This window comes from Rugamonas brunnea (assembly GCF_014042345.1).
Lineage (GTDB): Bacteria > Pseudomonadota > Gammaproteobacteria > Burkholderiales > Burkholderiaceae_D > Rugamonas > Rugamonas brunnea.
The window spans coordinates 141,087-159,119 of sequence record NZ_JACEZT010000001.1 but is presented as its reverse complement, the minus strand read 5'-3'; the positions used below and the strand labels follow the sequence as shown (position 1 = coordinate 159,119).

The 18,033-nt window shown below is 62.2% G+C and carries 16 protein-coding genes; 13 read left to right on the top strand and 3 right to left on the bottom strand.

The window, feature by feature from the left end:
* Window positions 1–17: 17 nt before the first annotated feature.
* The 4 genes from H3H37_RS00720 (at window position 18) to H3H37_RS00705 (ending at window position 6,841) form a co-directional block, all read left to right on the top strand.
* The gene (locus H3H37_RS00720; RefSeq protein WP_182159084.1) at window positions 18–1,367 is read left to right on the top strand and encodes a DUF1329 domain-containing protein; all 1,350 of its coding nucleotides are present in this window, start codon (window positions 18–20) and stop codon (window positions 1,365–1,367) included.
* 202 nt (window positions 1,368–1,569) lie between these two features.
* On the top strand, window positions 1,570–2,679 hold the full coding sequence (locus tag H3H37_RS00715) for a WD40/YVTN/BNR-like repeat-containing protein (protein ID WP_182159082.1): 1,110 nt from the start codon (window positions 1,570–1,572) through the stop codon (window positions 2,677–2,679).
* Window positions 2,676–5,102, top strand: a complete 2,427-nt coding sequence (locus H3H37_RS00710; RefSeq protein WP_182159080.1) for an efflux RND transporter permease subunit — start codon at window positions 2,676–2,678, stop codon at window positions 5,100–5,102. The genes H3H37_RS00715 and H3H37_RS00710 overlap by 4 nt, the downstream gene beginning before the upstream one ends.
* A 71-nt stretch (window positions 5,103–5,173) precedes the next feature.
* Complete coding sequence (locus H3H37_RS00705) at window positions 5,174–6,841, top strand: sigma-54-dependent Fis family transcriptional regulator (protein ID WP_182159079.1); 1,668 nt, start codon at window positions 5,174–5,176, stop codon at window positions 6,839–6,841.
* 303 nt (window positions 6,842–7,144) lie between these two features.
* Here H3H37_RS00705 and H3H37_RS00700 read toward each other — a convergent pair whose 3' ends face one another.
* The 3 genes from H3H37_RS00700 to H3H37_RS00690 form a co-directional block, all read right to left on the bottom strand.
* Window positions 7,145–7,483 (bottom strand): type II toxin-antitoxin system RnlB family antitoxin, encoded by a 339-nt coding sequence (locus H3H37_RS00700; RefSeq protein WP_182159077.1) that lies wholly within the window; start codon window positions 7,481–7,483, stop codon window positions 7,145–7,147.
* Window positions 7,484–8,557 (bottom strand): type II toxin-antitoxin system RnlA family toxin, encoded by a 1,074-nt coding sequence (locus tag H3H37_RS00695; RefSeq protein WP_182159076.1) that lies wholly within the window; start codon window positions 8,555–8,557, stop codon window positions 7,484–7,486.
* A 900-nt stretch (window positions 8,558–9,457) separates the two neighbouring features.
* Window positions 9,458–9,934 (bottom strand): VOC family protein, encoded by a 477-nt coding sequence (locus tag H3H37_RS00690; RefSeq protein ID WP_220456294.1) that lies wholly within the window; start codon window positions 9,932–9,934, stop codon window positions 9,458–9,460.
* A gap of 502 nt (window positions 9,935–10,436) precedes the next feature.
* Here H3H37_RS00690 and H3H37_RS00685 point away from each other — a divergent pair.
* From H3H37_RS00685 to H3H37_RS00645, 9 genes are all read left to right on the top strand, one after another.
* Entirely contained in the window at window positions 10,437–10,763 is a 327-nt protein-coding gene (locus H3H37_RS00685) for a 2Fe-2S iron-sulfur cluster binding domain-containing protein (RefSeq protein WP_182159074.1), read from the top strand.
* 34 nt (window positions 10,764–10,797) lie between these two features.
* Window positions 10,798–11,733: a catechol 2,3-dioxygenase gene (locus H3H37_RS00680; protein WP_182159072.1), complete on the top strand. Its 936-nt coding sequence runs from the start codon at window positions 10,798–10,800 to the stop codon at window positions 11,731–11,733.
* A gap of 9 nt (window positions 11,734–11,742) precedes the next feature.
* A complete protein-coding gene (locus H3H37_RS00675; protein ID WP_182159071.1) occupies window positions 11,743–12,030 on the top strand; it encodes a phenol hydroxylase subunit in 288 nt (95 codons plus the stop codon).
* Window positions 12,031–12,051: 21 nt separating this feature from the next.
* The gene (locus H3H37_RS00670) at window positions 12,052–13,044 is read left to right on the top strand and encodes an aromatic/alkene monooxygenase hydroxylase subunit beta (RefSeq protein WP_182159069.1); all 993 of its coding nucleotides are present in this window, start codon (window positions 12,052–12,054) and stop codon (window positions 13,042–13,044) included.
* Window positions 13,045–13,053: 9 nt separating this feature from the next.
* Window positions 13,054–13,323 carry an MmoB/DmpM family protein gene (locus H3H37_RS00665; RefSeq protein WP_182159068.1) on the top strand — a complete coding sequence of 90 codons (270 nt, stop codon included), beginning with the start codon at window positions 13,054–13,056 and terminating at the stop codon, window positions 13,321–13,323.
* Between the two features lie 11 nt (window positions 13,324–13,334).
* Window positions 13,335–14,852 carry a YHS domain-containing protein gene (locus tag H3H37_RS00660; RefSeq protein ID WP_182159066.1) on the top strand — a complete coding sequence of 506 codons (1,518 nt, stop codon included), beginning with the start codon at window positions 13,335–13,337 and terminating at the stop codon, window positions 14,850–14,852.
* Between the two features lie 119 nt (window positions 14,853–14,971).
* Window positions 14,972–15,328 (top strand): phenol hydroxylase subunit P4, encoded by a 357-nt coding sequence (locus tag H3H37_RS00655; protein WP_182159065.1) that lies wholly within the window; start codon window positions 14,972–14,974, stop codon window positions 15,326–15,328.
* Between the two features lie 10 nt (window positions 15,329–15,338).
* Window positions 15,339–16,397 (top strand): NADH:ubiquinone reductase (Na(+)-transporting) subunit F, encoded by a 1,059-nt coding sequence (locus H3H37_RS00650; RefSeq protein ID WP_182159063.1) that lies wholly within the window; start codon window positions 15,339–15,341, stop codon window positions 16,395–16,397.
* Between the two features lie 173 nt (window positions 16,398–16,570).
* Complete coding sequence (locus tag H3H37_RS00645; RefSeq protein ID WP_182159062.1) at window positions 16,571–18,031, top strand: 2-hydroxymuconic semialdehyde dehydrogenase; 1,461 nt, start codon at window positions 16,571–16,573, stop codon at window positions 18,029–18,031.
* Window positions 18,032–18,033: the final 2 nt, after the last annotated feature.

Sequence of the window (18,033 nt, the reverse complement as noted above, 5' to 3'; positions counted from 1 at the left end):
ACAGCCGGAGACACACCATGCATACCCAACCCAAGCTGCTCGCCCTGGTCGCCTTGCTCGCCGCAGGCAAGCTGGCCATGGCCGCCGTACCCGCCGATGAAGCGGCCAAACTGAATTCCGTCCTGACCCCGCTGGGCGCCGAGAAGGCCGCCAACAAGGAAGGCACGATTCCCGCCTGGACCGGCGGCCTGACCAAGATGCCAGCCGGCGCCGTGCGCGGCGATATTCCGGTGGACCTGTTCCCCGGCGAGAAGCCGCAGTTGCAGATCACGGCGAAGAACGCCGCCCAGTACGCGAACAAGCTGAGTGACGGCACGCGCGCGCTGATGGCCAAGTATCCGGACAGCTTCCGGCTGGACGTCTATCCCACCCACCGCACGGCCGCCGCGCCGCAAACCGTGTACGAGCACACGTTGAAGAACGCCACCAACTGCAAGCTGGTGGAGGGCGGCGCGTCGGTGGAAGGCTGCTTCGGCGGCATTCCGTTCCCGGTGCCTAAGAGCGGCGCGGAAGTGATCTGGAACTACCTGCTGCGCGTGGAGCCCGAGTCGGTGGCCTATGCGTTCCGCAACGTGGTCGGTTCGGCCGACGGCTCGGTCACGCTGGCCACGCGCAACGATATCTGGTTCCAGTATCCGTACTATCAAAAGGACGGCAGCGCTGAGAAGTGGTCGGGCGAGTACTTCCTGCAGCGCTTCATCACCACCGCGCCGCCGTTCAAGGCTGGTGAATCGCTGGTGCTGCGCGACGGTATCAACGCCAAGGAACCGCGCCAGGCGTGGCAGTACCTGGTGGGCCAGCGCCGCGTGCGCCGCGCGCCGACTGTGGGCTACGACACGCCCGACTTCGTCGCCTCCGGCGCCAACTACTTCGATGAAGTGCAGGGCTTCTTCGGCCCTCCGGACCGCTTCCAGTGGAAGCTGATCGGCAAGCAGGAGATGTACATCCCCTACAACAATAACAACCTGATCAGCGCCAAGCTGGACGACGCGCTGGGCAAGCACCACTACAACCCGGACAAGATGCGCTGGGAACTGCACCGCGTGTGGGTGGTGGAAGCGACCGTCGCCCCCGGCAAGCGCCATGCGGTGCCCAAGCGCCGCTACTACTTCGACGAGGACAGCTGGCTGCTGGCCATGGTCGATGGCTACGACGCGGAAGGCAAACTGTGGCGCACCTCGCAGATGACCCCATTCGCCGCGCCATCCGTGCCGGCCAACCTGGTCAAGCCGGTGCTGGTGTTCAACCTGCAGGCCGGCACCATGAGCGGCGTGCAGCTGCTGAACGATGAGACCTTCCGCATCGTGCCGCGCAAGCCGGAGAAATTCTTCACCGGTGACGCCGTGGCGGCCGAAGCGGCACGCTGAAGAAGTCATTCGTCACCACCACCACCTCGTCGTTCCCGCGCAGGCGGGAACCCATGCCGAGCAAGCTAGGCATGCGGTCTATGGGTTCCCGCCTGCGCGGGAACGACGTGGCAGGTGCCAACGACGAAAAGGTGGCAGTGCCTGTATTTTTACCGCCCAAGGGCAGCCTCGCTGCCGCCTGCGGGCCATCGGATTGCGTATCATGTTCCCAACATTGAATCGAAACCGCCGCGTCGCCGCCTTCTGGCTGGCCTGCGGCCTCACGCCGCTTGCCATGGCGGCCGCTGAACCGGCCAAGAACGGCGTTGACCTGCTGGCCCGGCCAGCCGTCATCCGACAGCACGCCGACACCTCCGTCATGCTGGCCGTCGCCAGCGCGGGCGCGCGGCTGGTCGCCGTCGGCGAGCGCGGCATCATCCTGCTGTCCGACGACCAGGGCAAGAGCTGGCGCCAGACGCCGGCCCCGGTCAGCGTGGCGCTGACGGCCGTGCATTTCCCTGACGCGCAGCACGGCTGGGCCGTCGGCCACGGCGGCGTGGTGCTGGCCACCACCGATGGCGGCGCCACCTGGCGCAAGCAGCTGGACGGCCTGCAAGCCGCCCAGATCGAACTGGCTAGCGCGCGCCAGCAAGCGCCGCAGAACGGCGAGGCCGGCGTTTCGCGTCTGCGCGACGCCGAACGCATGGTGACGGAAGGCGCGGATAAACCCCTTCTGGACGTGCGTTTCAGCGACAGCCAGCATGGCCTGGTGGTCGGCGCCTACGGCATGGCCCTGGCCACCGCCGACGGCGGCGCCACCTGGACCACGCTGCGCGGCCAGATCGACAACCCACGCGGCCACCACCTGTACCGCATCTACGTTGAAGGTGGCCACACCTACCTGGCTGGCGAGCAGGGCGCGCTGTACCGCGCCGCCGACGGCTCGGCCAACTTCCAGGAAATCAAAACGCCCTACGCGGGCAGCTACTTCGGCATGGTCACTGGCCGCCACGGCGAGTTGATGCTGTTCGGCCTGCGCGGCAACGCCTTCCGCTCCACCGACGGCGGCGCCAACTGGAACAAGGTCGATACCGGCCTGCCGATCACGCTCACGGCCGGCCAACGGCTGGCGTCCGGCGACATCGTGCTGGCCGACGAAACGGGTCGTGTATTGAAAAGCCGCGACGACGGCGCGACGTTCGCGCCGGTGCCGCTGTCGCAGCGCGCCGCATTTACGGGCGTGGCGCAATCGGCTGACGGCAGCCTGGTGTTGTCTGGCACGCGCGGCATGGTGCGCATCGCCGCTGAAAATGTTTTAGGAGTTAAGAAATGAGCCACGGCCAACTGTCCAATGATGAACCAGTAATCCGCGACCTGCGCGACTTCGACGCGCGCTCCGGCACCCTGGTCGAACGCCTGCTGTTCAACAACCGGCTGGCGATCGCCGTGATTTGCCTGATCGTGACGGCGGTGCTGGGCTACCAGGCGCTGGGCCTCACGCTCAACGCCGCGTTCGAGAAAATGATCCCGACGCGCCATCCTTATATCGTCAACTACCTGGCCAACAAGGCCCAGATCGCGGGCCTGGGCAACTCGCTGCGCATCGCCGTGGAAGTGGAGCAGGGCACCATATTCGACGCCCAGTACCTGGACACGGTGCGCAAGATCACGGATGAAGTGTTCCTCTATCCGGGCGTGGACCGGCCCTACATGAAATCGCTGTGGACCCCGTCCGTGCGCTGGACCGGCGTGACCGAGGACGGCCTCGATGGCGGCCCCGTGATCCCGGACACCTACGACGGTTCGCCCGACAGCCTCGATCAGGTGCGCGTGAATGTCGAGCGCTCCGGCGAAATTGGCCTGCTGGTCGCGGCCAACTACCGCTCCAGCATCATCCTGCTGCCATTGCAGGAGAAGGTGGCGGAGACGGGCAAGGCGATCGACTATCACGACTTGTCCGGCCGGCTCGAAAAGCTGCGCGCCAAGTACGAGACGCGCAACATCCACATCCGCATCACCGGCTTCGCCAAAGTGGTGGGCGACCTGCTGGACGGCCTGCGTGAAGTGCTGGTGTTCTTCGCCATCGCCATCGCCATCTGCGCCGGCGTGCTGTACTGGCATACCCGCTGCGCGCGCAGCACGGCGCTGGTGGTGCTGTGCTCACTGGTGGCCGTCATCTGGCTGCTTGGCCTGCTGCCCACGCTGGGCCTGGGCCTCGATCCGTATTCCGTGCTGGTGCCGTTCCTCGTGTTCGCGATCGGCATGAGCCACGGCGCGCAGAAGATGAACGGCATCATGCAGGACATCGGCCGTGGCACCCACAAGCTGATCGCCGCGCGCTACACCTTCCGCCGCCTGTTCCTGGCCGGGATGACGGCGCTGCTGGCAGACGCCGTGGGCTTCGCCGTGCTGCTGGTGATCGACATCCAGGTGATCCGTGAGCTGGCGCTGGCCGCCAGCCTGGGCGTGGCCGTGCTGATCTTCACCAACCTCGTGCTGCTGCCTATCCTGCTGTCGTTCACCGGCGTGAGCGCCGTGGCCGCGCAGCGCAGCCTGGCTGCCGAGCAAAGCGACGAAGCGGACAAGCACCCGTTCTGGGTCTTCCTCGACCTGTTCACCCGCCGCAAATGGGCCGCCGTGGCCATCGGCGCTAGCGTGGTGCTGGGCGGGGTCGGCTTCATGGTCAGCACGCAGCTCAAGATCGGCGACACGGACCCCGGCGCGCCCGAGCTACGGCCCGAGTCGCGCTACAACCGCGACAACGCCTTCATGGTGTCCAACTACGCGGCCAGCAGCGACACCTATGTGGTCATGGTCAAAACGCCACAGTTCTACTGTGCCCACTACGACACGCTGCAACTGGTGGACGACCTCGAATCGCGCCTGCAACAGCTGCCGGGCGTGGAGGCAACCAACTCGCTGGCCGCGCTGGCCAAGCAGGCGGCGGCCGGCATGAACGAAGGCAGCCTGAAATGGTACGAGATTCCCCGTTCGCAGAACATGCTGAACTCAATCATCACGCGGGCCCCGCGCGAACTGTTCAACCAGAACTGCGACCTGCTGACGGTCTATGTGTATCTGAAAGACCACAAGGCCGATACGCTGAACCGCGTTGTTGATAGCGTCGATGCGTTCGCCCGGGAACATGACAGCGACCAGATCCGCTTCCTGTCCGCCGCCGGCAACGCTGGCATCGAGGCGGCCACCAACATCGTCGTCAAGCGCGCCAACCTGCAGATTTTGTTGCTGGTGTACGCCGCCGTGATCGTGCTGTCGTTCATCACCTTCCGCTCGTGGCGGGCCGTGGTCTGCGCCGTGCTGCCGCTGATGCTGACCTCGGTGCTGTGCGAGGCGCTGATGGTGGCCTTGCATATCGGCGTCAAAGTCGCCACCTTGCCTGTGATCGCGCTGGGTGTGGGTATCGGCGTTGATTACGCGCTGTACGTGATGACCGTAACGCTGGGGCAGATGCGCCTGGGAATGAGCCTGTCGCAAGCTTACTACAGGGCGCTGCTATTCACGGGCAAGGTGGTGGTGCTGACCGGCGTGACGCTGGGCATCGCCGTGGCGACCTGGGCGTTCTCCCCGATCAAGTTCCAGGCAGACATGGGCATCTTGCTGGCATTCATGTTCATCTGGAATATGCTGGGCACGCTGATCCTGCTGCCGGCGCTGGCGCACTTCCTGCTGCGTCCCGCGCAGCGGGCGGCGCAGGGCGCGCCAGTGGCCAAGCAGGCAACGACGGCCGTGGCCTGAGCCCGGCGGGGCATGGCTGAAACGGGTTTTCTGCGTTAAAGTAGGGTAACTATAAAACCAGAATGCGAGACATGGGAAAAAATAAGGCGCTTAGCGAAGTATTCAATCTCCGCTCGCGTCTGCGTTTCGACACCGCCAACGGCAACATCTGGCTCGACGAAAGCCGCATGATGTTGCTGCACACCCGCGCGTTTGGCGCCTTGCGCAAGGAATTGTTCGACTCCCTCGGCGTGGAGCGCGCGCGTGGCCTGTTGGTTCGGATGGGTTTTGTGGCCGGACAGCAGGACGGCGAACTGGCCAAGAAACTGGCTGGCGATCGTCCGCTGGCCGACATCTTCCTGCTGGGCCCGGAAATCCACGGCCTGGAAGGCGTGGTCAAGACCAGGACCGTGCGCTGCGACCTGGACTTTGAGCACGGGAATTTCTACGGCGAATTCACGCTCGACAATTCCTGGGAGGCCGAGTCGCACTTGCAGACTTTCGGCGTGGACAAGGAACATGCATGCTGGAGCGTCATCGGCTACGCCTCCGGTTACGTGACTGCGTTCATGAACCGGCTGATCGTCTTCCGCGAAACGGCCTGCCATGCCTGCGGCGAAGCGCTCTGCTACATGGTGGGCAAGAACGCCGAGGAGTGGGACGAGGAATACCTGCGCTACTTCCAGCCCGAAAACATTGCCGAACAGATGATCGAGTTGCAGCAGCAGGTAACGCAACTGCGCGCTACCCTCGAATCGGCGCGCGGATCGGACAACATGGTCGGTGAATCGGCCGCGTTCCGGGCCGCCTTCTCGCTGTTGAAAAAGGCAGCGCTCAGCCCGATCAACGTGCTGTTGCTGGGCGAAACGGGCGTGGGCAAGGAGCGTTTCGCGCGCTGGCTGCACGAGAACGGACCGCGGGCCGACAAGCCCTTCATCGCCGTCAACTGCGCCGCCATCCCGCATGACCTGATCGAAGCAGAACTGTTCGGCGTGACCAAGGGCGCGTACACGGGCGCCGAACAGTCGCGTCCCGGACGGTTCGAACGGGCCAACGGCGGCACCTTATTCCTGGACGAAATCGGCGACCTGGCACCCGCTGCGCAAGTCAAACTGTTGCGCGTGCTGCAGACGGGGGAAGTCGAACGGCTGGGCGATGATCATGCACGCAAGGTCGATGTGCGGCTGGTGTCGGCCACCAATGTCAATTTGCAGCAAGCGATCAGCACGGGGAAATTCCGGGCCGATCTTTACTACCGGCTGGCGACGTATCCCGTCACCATCCCGCCGTTGCGCGAACGGCCGACCGACTTGCCATTGCTGGTCGATTCGTTCATCGAGAAGTTTAGTGCGCTGTATCCGAAGAAAGTGCTGGGCGTCACCGAGCGCGCCATGCAGATGCTGAGCCAGTATTCCTGGCCCGGCAATATCCGCGAACTGGAAAACGTGATTGAACGCGGCGTGCTTCTGGTGCCACCCGGCGGACGCATTGAAGCCGGACATTTATTCGCCGAGCAGCAGCAGTTCGTGCAGGAAGGCGAGGGGATAGATCTGGAAGGGCACCTGCCGGAACGCAGCGCGGCCAGGGAGCAGGGGCTGTGCGAGGAGTTGTTGGGGCCGGACTTCAACCTCATCGCGCATGAGAATGCGCTGGTGGATCTGGCGGTGAAGAAGGCTAACGGCAACCTGAGCCAAGCCGCGCGGTTGCTGGGGATTACGCGGCGGCAGCTGGCTTATAAGTTTAATCGGAGTGGGGACTAGAACCGTCGGGCGGCACACCCAAGATTGGGTTTATGCGACTGTCGGCTTCCGCCCCGCTGCGGACGGTCGGCGAAAAGAAATGCAGACCTTCACAAAACGAAGCCCGGATGTGGCAAAGCGTAATCCGGGAGCCAGCCTCTGCTGGGATGGACAAGCCTCGGATTTCGGCTTTGCCTTCTTCCGGGCTCAAGAGTGGCCACGGCTCTCTGAGCTTGCACGGCAAGCGCTTATTTAGCTCGGAAAATCTATTACTGGCACTGCATAGGTAAGCGCAGGAGTAACAACGCTAATGAGATTGGCAGGCTAGTGTGCGAATTTTTTCAATTCGCTAGACGAGAGGACGCTACCGAGAAGAAATGTCGGATCGCTCTTGGCAATCAGGTCTTGTTCGTCCTGAAGGCTTAAACTAACGTCGGACTCAACTGCAAATGAGGTGCGATCAAACCCGTTCTTGCCGAATTTCATGGAGGCGAAACGATTTGAGGTCAGTCCATTGACCGCTAGCAAATCGAACAGCACCACGCCCTCGAAACCCAAACGGACGAGTTCTTTAGTGAGCTGCTTTATCTGGCGCAAAGGATGAAAATCAGCCGTGGCTGTAACCACTGCGATTTCACCGACAATGCGAAGTGTCTTAATCATTTACATTCTTGCCGTATAAAGTCCGTCGATTGCTGCATAAGCATCTTTTGACAGACTAATGGCCTTATCCAACGTATCTATCATTCTGCTGCCGTCAGGAAATTCCTCCATGTGGAAAATTGTATGACGGTGCTTCCTGAAAAAACTATAGCCTTTGTTTAAGGCATCTACCATCGCCGCGTGCCCAACAGCGGCTTCATACTGAGGCTTCAGCGTACATACGCCATGCTTAACGTCAAAGTATTCGCCAAATCCATCTGTGGTGTCTGCAACGGACATCAAGTAGCCACTCATCTCCTGTTTCAGGACGCCTTCCAGCGAGCGCAGGTCAGGATAAAGCAACAAGCAATAGTCAGGCAGCTTCGGAGCTGCCAACTTGACGCAGCAGCTAGAAATTAACAGTTTTTTGACTGCCTCCGGAAGATAGCCATAGCTACGAGGAAAAAATCCCTTCAGGTAATCTTCAGCCATCTCCCGCCGGACAATTTCCGCACTGCTGTCATCTTTTCGATACAAAACTTGCTCAAGCCCCTTCAAGTCCAGAAGATCAGTGAGCATAAATATGACCCGACGATAACAAGAAAGAGGTTTGCCCTGAATCTGCAAAACCCTTGTCGTGCGATGGTGGGTAAGCGTGAGACTATCCTGATGAGCAACGCTTCTCAGTGTCACCTGCTTGCAAATCGATTCATCTCGAAGAGTGGTGATTTCAATGTCAGATGATTCATTAAGACAGTCCAGAATCGGATCAAATGAATCACTAGTTATCCCCTTAAGGGAATAATTTACATTCTCAAACTCAGCAGGGTTGATTGTGGCTTTCAAGTAGGCGGCAAGTTGCTCGCCTACTGGCTGGTTCTTCCCCATCTTCCATTGGACAGTCGTCGTACCTGTCCCGTTCAGGTGCAGATCTACGGTAGCATACTCAGAGCCCGCAGCACCAAAGACGACTCGTTTTCGTTTTTCAATCGACTGAATCCCGCCGTCCAGCGTGTAGCTGTACGACACCATGAAGCTCTGGATGTTCGCATCCAGAGTCTCCCGATTCAGATTCAGGTCTTTGTAGTCAGACATCCCGTCCACCTTGAACGCGCGCTAGTCATCTATCATCTGGACGATGTAAAAGCACAAACTTGTAGATAAAAGGTTCTCATTATACCTGCGGCTGCGGGTGGCTGTCTAGCAAGTATGGTTTGCGAGCACCCTACTGCGCGCAGAGCCCACTCTGCCAATGCCCGCTTTCAGTGCGGCCCCCGTGCGTCCGCTTCTGGCCGAAGCCAGACTGAATAAACTCACATAAAAATTCAGTCTGGGGGCCTCATTTATCTGCTTAATTATCTCGGTTGACCATTGCTTCGGTTTCCGCCTGAGATACTTCCCGTCGTACTTGGCCATCCTCCAGCATTCCCTGGCCCTTTACCTGCACCTGCTCCAGGACGGCCATCGCCACCACCACCGCCATTTGAAGTGCCCCGGCTTTTCCCTGAACCTTGATTGCCGCCGCGACTACCCCTCCCACTTCCTGTACCTTTGCTCATAACGTTCTCCCTAAAGCCGACCAAGGGGCGCCCCGCGCGGCCAGGTCGGCAGGCACGCCGCGCTTCCTTATCGATGTCGGCTCTTGGCATACTACGTCCGCAATTTACTTGCCTAGCTGAATGCGGCCGGGATTGGTACTCAGGATACCATCTTGCCGAGAAGTAAAATGCGCGCATTCTCACGCTGAAAATGTCCTAGATCATTAATTATCGCTGATGGGGTGATCGCGCTTGGCTTGGCTACAAGATCAATTACGGCCACGAATAGAGGGCATCTCGACAAACCTCCAATTCGTCCTTCCCGCGTTGGCGGGAATCCATACTGATGTTCTGAATACGCGGCCTATGGGTTCCCGCCTGCGCGGGAACGACGATAGTTCGAGGTTTTCTAAAGCATAGGCGAGAGTACAGCAGTTTGAGTTTAGCCTGCGACGGTTTAACCGCGCACCGCCGCCTCGATCGCGGCTACGTCGATCTTCTGCATCTTCATCATCGCGTCGAAGGCGCGTTTTGCCACGTCACCGCCCTGTACCATCGCCTCGGTCAGCACGCGCGGTGTGATCTGCCATGACAGGCCCCACTTATCCTTGCACCAGCCGCACGCGCTCGCCGAGCCGCCATTATTGATGATCGCGTTCCAGTAGCGGTCGGTTTCCGCCTGATCGTCGGTGGCGATCTGGAATGAGAATGCTTCGTTATGCTTGAAGATATCCCCACCGTTGAGGCCCAGGCAGGGTATGCCGCAGACCGTGAACTCAACGGTCAACACATTGCCCGCTTTACCGCCCGGGAAATCAGAGGGCGCGCGGTGCACGGCGCCGACAGAGCTGTCGGGAAAAGTGCGGGCGTAGAAGTGCGCGGCTTCTTCCGCGTCATGGTTGTACCACAGGCAGATCGTATTCTTCGCCATCATTGTTCTCCTTGGTTGGTTGTCTCCAGTTCAGAATCTCACCCTCCGCAGCGCGCTGCGTTTCCGATTCCGTCCTGCGACCTAGCTTACTCCCATTAGCAATTAGTCAGCATCCGGTAGCTCTCCGGCGCACCGACGGCCATTTGACAAATTTGTCCAACGACGGTTTACCGCTTAACGAATTTGTCGAGCCGGGCATGAATCTTTCAGGATGCGGTTATTGCATTGTCTTTTTAAATCAATGACTTACTAAGTGGCACGGCGCTTGCTAAATAGCTGGAAAAAGACATGCGATCTTTTTCTGCCGACGACAGCCGGCAAACCGATTTCACAGGAGACAGCCATGAAACGAGCAGCCCATCTGCGGACTGGCGGCGATACGCCAGCCTTGTCCACCTCGCCCACGTTCGGCCACGGCTACGGCTACGGCCTTGCGGCGTCAGCCCCATCCCGATCCGGTCGAAGCCGCCATTCCCACCGTCCCCACTGACGGCCGGAGGCGATCGTGACGACTTTCAACATAACGGTCAACGAAACCCAGGAAGTCTTTTCCTGCCCCGACGACAAGTCGGTGCTGGAAGGGATGGTTCGCCTGGGCCGGCGCGGGATTCCGCTCGGTTGCCGCGGCGGCGCCTGCGGTGTGTGCAAGGTGGAGGTGCTGTCGGGCCGCTACGCGCAAAAGCCGATGAGCCGCTGCCACGTCGATGCGGACGATGAACGCGAGGGCAGGGTGCTCGCATGCCGCATCACCCCGAGCACGGATCTCGAAATCCGCGTGCTCGGCCACATGAAACGCGCAGTACTGGACCAGCCTTCCAGCAAACAGGCTTGACCCAGCTTTTTCTATAACAACCAGGAGACTTCAAATGGCAATGACAGGTGTTTTACGTCCAGGGCATGTACAAATCCGCGTTCTCGATCTGGACGAAGGCGTGCGCCACTACCGCGACGTGATGGGCATGGAGGAAACGGGCCGCGACGAGCAAGGCCGCGTCTACCTCAAGTGCTGGGACGAGATCGATCACGCCAGCGTGGTGCTGCGCCAGGCCGACCGCGCCGGCCTGGACTTCATCGGCTTCAAGGTGCTGAACGTGAAGACGCTGAACCAGCTGGAAGCGGACCTGAAGGAATACGGCGTCAAGACCGAGCGCATCCCTGCGCGCGAGATGCTGGAAACGGGCGAGCGTGTGCGCTTCGTGGTCGCCAGCGGCCACACCATCGAGCTGTATGCGGAAAAGGCGCCGCACGGTAACGGCTGCGGCGGCGTCAATCCCACGCCGTGGAGCCCGCAGTCGGAACGCGGCATCGCGCCGCGCCGCCTCGATCACGCGCTGCTGTATGGCCCCAACATCGAGGAAGTGCGTAAGCTGTTCGTGGACGTGCTGGGCTTCACGCTGGTCGAGCACATCCTCACGCCGGACGGCAAGGCCAACCAGGTGATCTTCCTGAGCTGCTCGATCAAGTCGCACGACATCGCGTTCGGCGAATTCCCCGAGCCGGGCAAGCTGCACCACTGCTCGTTCTTGATGGATAGCTGGGACCACGTGCTGCGCGCCGGCGACATCATGTCGATGCACAAGGTGCCGGTCGACATCGGCCCGACCCGCCACGGCGTCACGCGCGGCTGCACCATCTACGCGTTCGACCCGTCGGGCAACCGCTTCGAGACGTTCAAGGAAGACCGCACGCCGTATCCGGACCACGCGCCGCTGACCTGGACCTTCGATGGCCTGGTCGGCGAGGGTGGCCTGGACTATGTGCAGCGCAAGCTGCATGAAACCTTCCTGACCGTGGTCAGCTGAGAGGCCGCCATGCAACCCGTTCTGGACACGGCCACCGCGCCCCGCGCGCTCGACACCACGCGCCGCTTCGTGCGTCCGCGCGGCGGGCGCGGAAAGGACTTCATCGAGTTCGAGTTCGCCATCGGCGAGCCGGAACTGTTCGTCGAGCTGATCCTCACCCCGGACGCCTACGCGGAATTCTGCGAGGCCAACCAGGTGGAAGTGCTGCCGGCGTCCGCGCCGTCCGACACGCCCGACGATTGGGACTGGCGCCTGTCCGATGCGACGGCGCACCCGTTCAAGTCCACCGATGCTTAACCATCTTATTTGAGAACCACCATGCAAATCGATCTGCAAACACTGAGCATCCAGCCCCTGCGGCAAACCTTTGACCACCTGGCGCGCCGCTTCGGCGACAAGCCAGCCTCGCGCTACCAAGAGGGCAGCTACGATATCCAGGCTGCCGAGAACCTGCACTATCGCCCCACCTGGGACCCGAGCCAGGAGCTGTACGACGCGTCCATCACCAAGATCGTGATGGCCGACTGGTACGCGCTGAAGGACCCGCGCCAGTTCTACTACAACACCTACACGCTGGCCCGCGCGCGCCAGCAGGACACGGCCGAAGCCAACTTCAGCTTCGTCGAATCGCGCGGCCTGGCCGACGCGCTGCCGGACAACTTGAAAGAGGCAGCCCTGCGCGTGCTGGTGCCGCTGCGTCATGCGGCCTACGGCGCGAACCTGAACAACACCTTCATCTGCGGCTATGGCTACAGCACCATCTTCACCCAGCCATGCATGTATCACGCGATGGACAACCTGGGCATCGCACAGTACCTGTCGCGCCTTGGCCTGCTGTTGGAGGGCACGGACGCGCTGGCCGAGGGCAAGCGCGCGTGGATGAGCGACGATGCATGGCAGCCGCTGCGCCGCTATATCGAAGACTGCCTGGTGCTGCGCGATCCGTTCGAGCTGTTCGTGGCGCAGAACGCGGCGCTGGACGGCTTGTTGTACCCGCTGATTTACGAGCGCGTGGTGGACGACACCTGGTCCACGGCCGGCGGTTCTGCCGTCGCCATGCTCACCCAGTTCATGAACGACTGGTTCGACGAAACCCGCAAGTGGGTCGATGCCGTGCTGCGCACCGCCGCGGCGGAATCGTCGCATAACCGCGCGGTGCTGCAGGACTGGATGCAGAAGTGGAGCAACCGCGCGGCGGCTGCCTTGCTGCCGGTGGCCGGTCTGGCGCTGGGCGCGGAGGCCGACGAGGTGCTCGGCGACGAAGTGGCGGCCTTCAAGGCGCGTATGAACAAAATCGGCATCGAAGTCTGAGGAGACACCATGTCCACTGTATTTATCGCACTGCAAGCGAACGAAGCGACCCGCCCCATCATCGACGCCATCCTGGCCGACAACCCGGAAGCCACCATCAAGCGCGATCCGGCCATGGTCAAGATCAACGCCCCTGGCCACCTGGTGATCCGCCGCAGCTCCATCGAGGAGCAGACCGGCGCCCAGTTCGATCTGCAGGAATTGCAGGTCAACCTGATCACGCTCAGCGGCAACGTCGACGAGACGGAAGACGAACTCACGCTCCACTGGAACAATTAAGGAATCACGACATGGACACCAAAGTCACCAAGCCCAAGCTGGGCCTGAAGGAAAAATACCGTTTGCTCACCCGTGACCTGGCGTGGGAAACCAGCTACCAGCCGCAGGAGGAAGTGTTCCCGTACGCGCGCTACGAGGGCATCAAGATCCACGACTGGGAAAAGTGGGAAGACCCGTTCCGTCTGACCATGGACTCGTACTGGAAATACCAGGCCGAGAAGGAGCGCAAGTTCTACGCCGTGATCGACGCGCATGCCCAGAACAACGGCCACCTGAACATCACGGACGCGCGCTATCTGAGCGCCCTGAAGATCTTCCTGCAGGCGATTAGCCCCGGCGAGTACGCAGCGCACAAGGGCTTCTCGCGCGCCGGCCGCGAGTTCCCCGGCGTGGGCACGCAGGTGGCTTGCCAGATGCAGGCCATCGACGAGATCCGCCACGCGCAGACCCAGATCCACGCGCTGTCGAACTACAACAAGTACTACAACGGCTTCCACGCCTTCGCCGACCAGCGCGACCGCATCTGGTACACCTCGGTGGCCCGTTCGTTCTTTGACGACGCGATGTCGGCCGGTCCGTTCGAATTCATGATCGCCATCGGCTTCTCGTTCGAATACGTGCTGACCAACCTGCTGTTCGTGCCCTTCATGTCCGGCGCCGCCTACAACGGCGACATGGCCACCGTCACCTTCGGCTTCTCGGCCCAGTCGGACGAAGCGCGCCACATGACGCTGGGCCTGGAATGCATCAAGTTCATGCTGGAGCAGGACCCGGACAACCTGCCTATCGTGCAGGGCTGGATCGACAAGTGGTTCTGGCGCGGCTTCCGCGTGCTGGGCCTGGTCAGCACCATGATGGATTACATGCTGCCCAAGCGCGTCATGTCGTGGCGCGAGGCGTGGGAGATCTACGGCGAGGAAAACGGCGGCGCGCTGTTCCGCGACCTGGCGCGCTACGGCATCCGTCCTCCCAAGGGCTGGGCGGACGCCGGCGAGGCGATCGACCACATGTCGCACCAGTTCATGCTGGGCCTGTACCAGTGGAGCTTCGGTACCGCCTTCCACAGCTGGATTCCATCCGAAGACGACATGGAATGGCTGTCGGCCAAGTACCCGACCACGTTCGACAAGTACTACCGGCCGCGCTGGAAGCACATCAAGAAGCTGGCCGATGCAGGCACGCCGTTCAAGAACTTCGGCCTGGCCAAGCTGTGCCAGTGCTGCCAGCTGCCGTCCGTGTTCAACGAGCCGGGCGATCCCACGCTGAGCTGCCACCGCGAGACCGAATACAAGGGCGAGAAGTACCACTTCTGCTCGGACCACTGCCAGGACATCTTCGAGAACGAGCCGGAGAAGTACATCCAGTCCTGGCTGCCGATGCCGGCCCTGTTCCAGGAGCTGGGCGGCGACGTGGGCGCATGGATGGATTGGGTCAGCCTGAAGGATGGCGTGGACAACGGCGATTTCGTCGGCTCCCAGGACGAGGCCAACTTCGACCGCTGGCGCGGCATGGCCAAGGCCAACAAGTAAGCGCCAGTAAGTGCCAGTAAGTGCCAGTAAGCGCCAATAAGCGCTGCTGATGGCGCCGCCGGCCAGCACAGGAGGGCGGGGCGGCGCCGCAATGACAAATAGATGCGAGGAGAATCATCATGGCTGTAACTTCAATCAAGGAATACGTGGGCGTACCGCGCGATACGGTCGCCAACTTCAAGGGCAAGCAGCTGCTGTACGCGAGCTGGGACCGGCACTCTCTGTTCGCGTCGCCGTTTCTGCTGTGCGTCACCCCGGACATGAACCTGGGCGACGTGCGCGACACCATGCTGGTGCCGCTGCTGCAGGCCGACCCCGATGCCGCTGCCATCGACTGGAACAAGGTCGAGTGGCTGAAATCGAACCAGCCCTGGACGCCGGACTTTTCCGCCACCGTGGCCGCCAATGGCATCGGCCACAAGGACCAGATCCGCTTTAACACGCCGGGCCTGAACACGCTGTGCGCCGCTGCTTGAGGTAATTGAAATGAGCTACCAACTGACCATAGAGCCGCTGGGCCAGACCATCGAGGTGGAAGAGGGCCAGACCATACTCGACGCCGCGCTGCGGGCCGGCATCTACCTGCCGCACGCCTGCTGTCACGGCCTGTGCGCCACCTGCAAGGTGCAGGTGGTGGACGGCGAGGTCGATCACGGCGCCGCCTCCTCGTTCGCGCTGATGGACTTCGAGCGCGACGAGCAGAAGTGCCTGGCCTGCTGCGCCACGCCGCAAAGCGACCTGGTGATCGAGGCGGAAATCGATGAAGACGCGGACGCCCGCAACCTGCCCGTGAGCGATTACATGGGCACCGTGAGCCGCATCGAATCGCTCACGCCCACCATCAAGGGCGTGTGGATCAAGCTGGATGACCCGGCTGGCATCGACTTCCAGGCCGGCCAGTACGTCAACCTGCACTTCCCGGACGACATGGGCAGCCGCGCGTTCTCGCTGGCTGGCCCTCCCGGCCTTGGTGAGGTGGAGCTCAATATCCGTATCGTGCCGGGCGGCCGCGCCACCGGCTACGTCCACCAGAACATGCAGGTGGGCGAGCGGGTGCGGCTGTCCGGCCCGTACGGCCGCTTCTTCGTCAAGAAGTCGGCGGCCGTGCCCACCATCTTCATGGCGGGCGGCTCCGGCCTGTCCAGTCCACGGTCGATGATCCTGGACCTGCTGGCCGAGGGCAGCACGCTGCCCATCACGCTGGTCTACGGCCAGCGCACGCGCGAGGAGCTGTACTACCACGACGAGTTCCTGGCGCTGGCCGAGAAGCATCCGAACTTCCACTACGTGCCGGCCCTGTCGGGCGAGCCGGAAGGCAGCGCGTGGCAGGGCTTCCGTGGCTTCGTGCACGAGGCGGCGAAGGCGCACTTCGACAACGACTTCCGTGGCCACAAGGCTTACCTGTGCGGACCGCCGCTGATGATCGACGCTTGCATCAACACGCTGATGCAGGGGCGCCTGTTCGAGCGCGACATCTACACGGAGAAATTCATCTCGGCGGCAGACGCGCAGCAGGTGCGCAGCCCGCTGTTCCGCTCGATCTGAGCGTGGCCGGCGACTGATACCGTCAAGGTATCGCGTTGCCGGATCAAAGGTATTGGACGGTATGGCTTGTCGTCCCTAAACTGGATTGCAGTCGGCCCCCGGTTCGCTCCGCGGGCCGCCATCAAAAGACTATCCCCGCTTTCGCAAGCCGAGAGCATCGCAAGGAGCAGGCAATGCAAATAGTGAAGAATTTTATCGACGGTGAGTTCGTCGACAGCGTGGAAGGCAAGACCTTCGACAAGCGCTCGCCCATCGACAACAGCGTGATCGCCCGCGTGGCCGAAGCCGGCCAGGCGGACGTGGACCGCGCCGTGCGCGCCGCCAAGGCCGCGCGCAACGGCGTGTGGGGCGGACTGACGACCGACCAGCGTGTCGATCTGCTGTACGGCGTGGCCGACGAAATCACGCGCCGTTTCGAGGACTTCGTGGCGGCCGAGATGGCCGACACCGGCCAGCCCCGCCACGTGATGACCCACGTGTTCATCCCGCGCGGCGCGGCCAATTTCAAGGTCTTCGCGGACATCATCAAGAACGTGCCGACCGAGTCGTTCCAGATGGCGACCCCGGATGGCCGGGGCGCCCTGAACTACGGCCTGCGCGTGCCCAAGGGTGTGGTGGGCGTGATCTCGCCGTGGAACGCGCCATTCCTGCTAATGACGTGGAAAGTGGCGCCGGCGCTGGCCTGCGGTAACACGGTGGTGGTCAAGCCTTCCGAGGAAACGCCGCTGACGGCGGCCCTGCTGGGCGAGGTGATGAACAAGGTCGGCATCCCGCGCGGCGTGTACAACGTGGTGAACGGCTTCGGCCCGGCGTCGGCCGGCGAGTACCTGACCCGCAACCAGGGCGTGGACGCGATCACCTTCACCGGCGAAACGCGCACCGGCACCACCATCATGCAGGCCGCCGCGCAAGGCATGCGCGACGTGTCGTTCGAACTGGGCGGCAAGAACGCCGGCATCGTGTTCGCGGACGCCGATTTCGACGCAGCCGTGGAAGGCATCTTCCGTTCCGCCTTCCTCAACTCGGGCCAGGTGTGCCTGGGCACGGAGCGCGTGTACGTGGAGCGTCCCATCTTCGAGCGCTTCGTGGCCGCGCTCAAGCAGAAGGCGGAAGCCGTCAAGTTCGGCCGCCCCGACGATCCCGAGGCCAATTACGGCCCGCTGATCAGCGATGAGCACCGCCGCAAGGTGCTGTCCTACTACGCCAAGGCGGTGGAGGAGGGCGCGACGGTGGTGACGGGCGGCGGCGTGCCGGACATGCCGGCAGCGCTGGCGCAGGGCAACTGGGTGCAGCCCACCATCTGGACCGGCCTGCCGGAGACGGCTTCGGTGGTGCGCGAGGAAGTGTTCGGCCCGTGCTGCCACATCCGTCCGTTCGACTCGGAGGACGAAGTGGTCAACCTGGCCAACGATAACGACTATGGCCTGTCGACGACGATCTGGACCACCAACCTGACGCGCGCGCACCGCATGGCGGCACGCATCGAGGTCGGCATCACCTGGATCAACAGCTGGTTCCTGCGCGACCTGCGCACCGCGTTCGGCGGTTCAAAGCAGTCCGGCATCGGCCGCGAAGGCGGCGTGCACTCGCTGGAGTTCTATACCGAAATGCGCAACGTTTGCGTCAAGCTCTGAGG

Excerpts from the sequence above, each read along its gene's own strand:
- H3H37_RS00695 (WP_182159076.1), bottom strand. The coding sequence starts at position 8,557 with ATGTCTGACTACAAAGACCTGAATCTGAATCGGGAGACTCTGGATGCG.
- H3H37_RS00675 (WP_182159071.1), top strand. The coding sequence starts at position 11,743 with ATGCAACCCGTTCTGGACACGGCCACCGCGCCCCGCGCGCTCGACACC.
- H3H37_RS00715 (WP_182159082.1), top strand. The coding sequence starts at position 1,570 with ATGTTCCCAACATTGAATCGAAACCGCCGCGTCGCCGCCTTCTGGCTG.
- H3H37_RS00650 (WP_182159063.1), top strand. The coding sequence starts at position 15,339 with ATGAGCTACCAACTGACCATAGAGCCGCTGGGCCAGACCATCGAGGTG.
- H3H37_RS00670 (WP_182159069.1), top strand. The coding sequence starts at position 12,052 with ATGCAAATCGATCTGCAAACACTGAGCATCCAGCCCCTGCGGCAAACC.
- H3H37_RS00700 (WP_182159077.1), bottom strand. The coding sequence starts at position 7,483 with ATGATTAAGACACTTCGCATTGTCGGTGAAATCGCAGTGGTTACAGCC.
- H3H37_RS00665 (WP_182159068.1), top strand. The coding sequence starts at position 13,054 with ATGTCCACTGTATTTATCGCACTGCAAGCGAACGAAGCGACCCGCCCC.
- H3H37_RS00680 (WP_182159072.1), top strand. The coding sequence starts at position 10,798 with ATGGCAATGACAGGTGTTTTACGTCCAGGGCATGTACAAATCCGCGTT.
- H3H37_RS00720 (WP_182159084.1), top strand. The coding sequence starts at position 18 with ATGCATACCCAACCCAAGCTGCTCGCCCTGGTCGCCTTGCTCGCCGCA.
- H3H37_RS00710 (WP_182159080.1), top strand. The coding sequence starts at position 2,676 with ATGAGCCACGGCCAACTGTCCAATGATGAACCAGTAATCCGCGACCTG.
- H3H37_RS00690 (WP_220456294.1), bottom strand. The coding sequence starts at position 9,934 with ATGATGGCGAAGAATACGATCTGCCTGTGGTACAACCATGACGCGGAA.
- H3H37_RS00705 (WP_182159079.1), top strand. The coding sequence starts at position 5,174 with ATGGGAAAAAATAAGGCGCTTAGCGAAGTATTCAATCTCCGCTCGCGT.
- H3H37_RS00660 (WP_182159066.1), top strand. The coding sequence starts at position 13,335 with ATGGACACCAAAGTCACCAAGCCCAAGCTGGGCCTGAAGGAAAAATAC.
- H3H37_RS00645 (WP_182159062.1), top strand. The coding sequence starts at position 16,571 with ATGCAAATAGTGAAGAATTTTATCGACGGTGAGTTCGTCGACAGCGTG.
- H3H37_RS00655 (WP_182159065.1), top strand. The coding sequence starts at position 14,972 with ATGGCTGTAACTTCAATCAAGGAATACGTGGGCGTACCGCGCGATACG.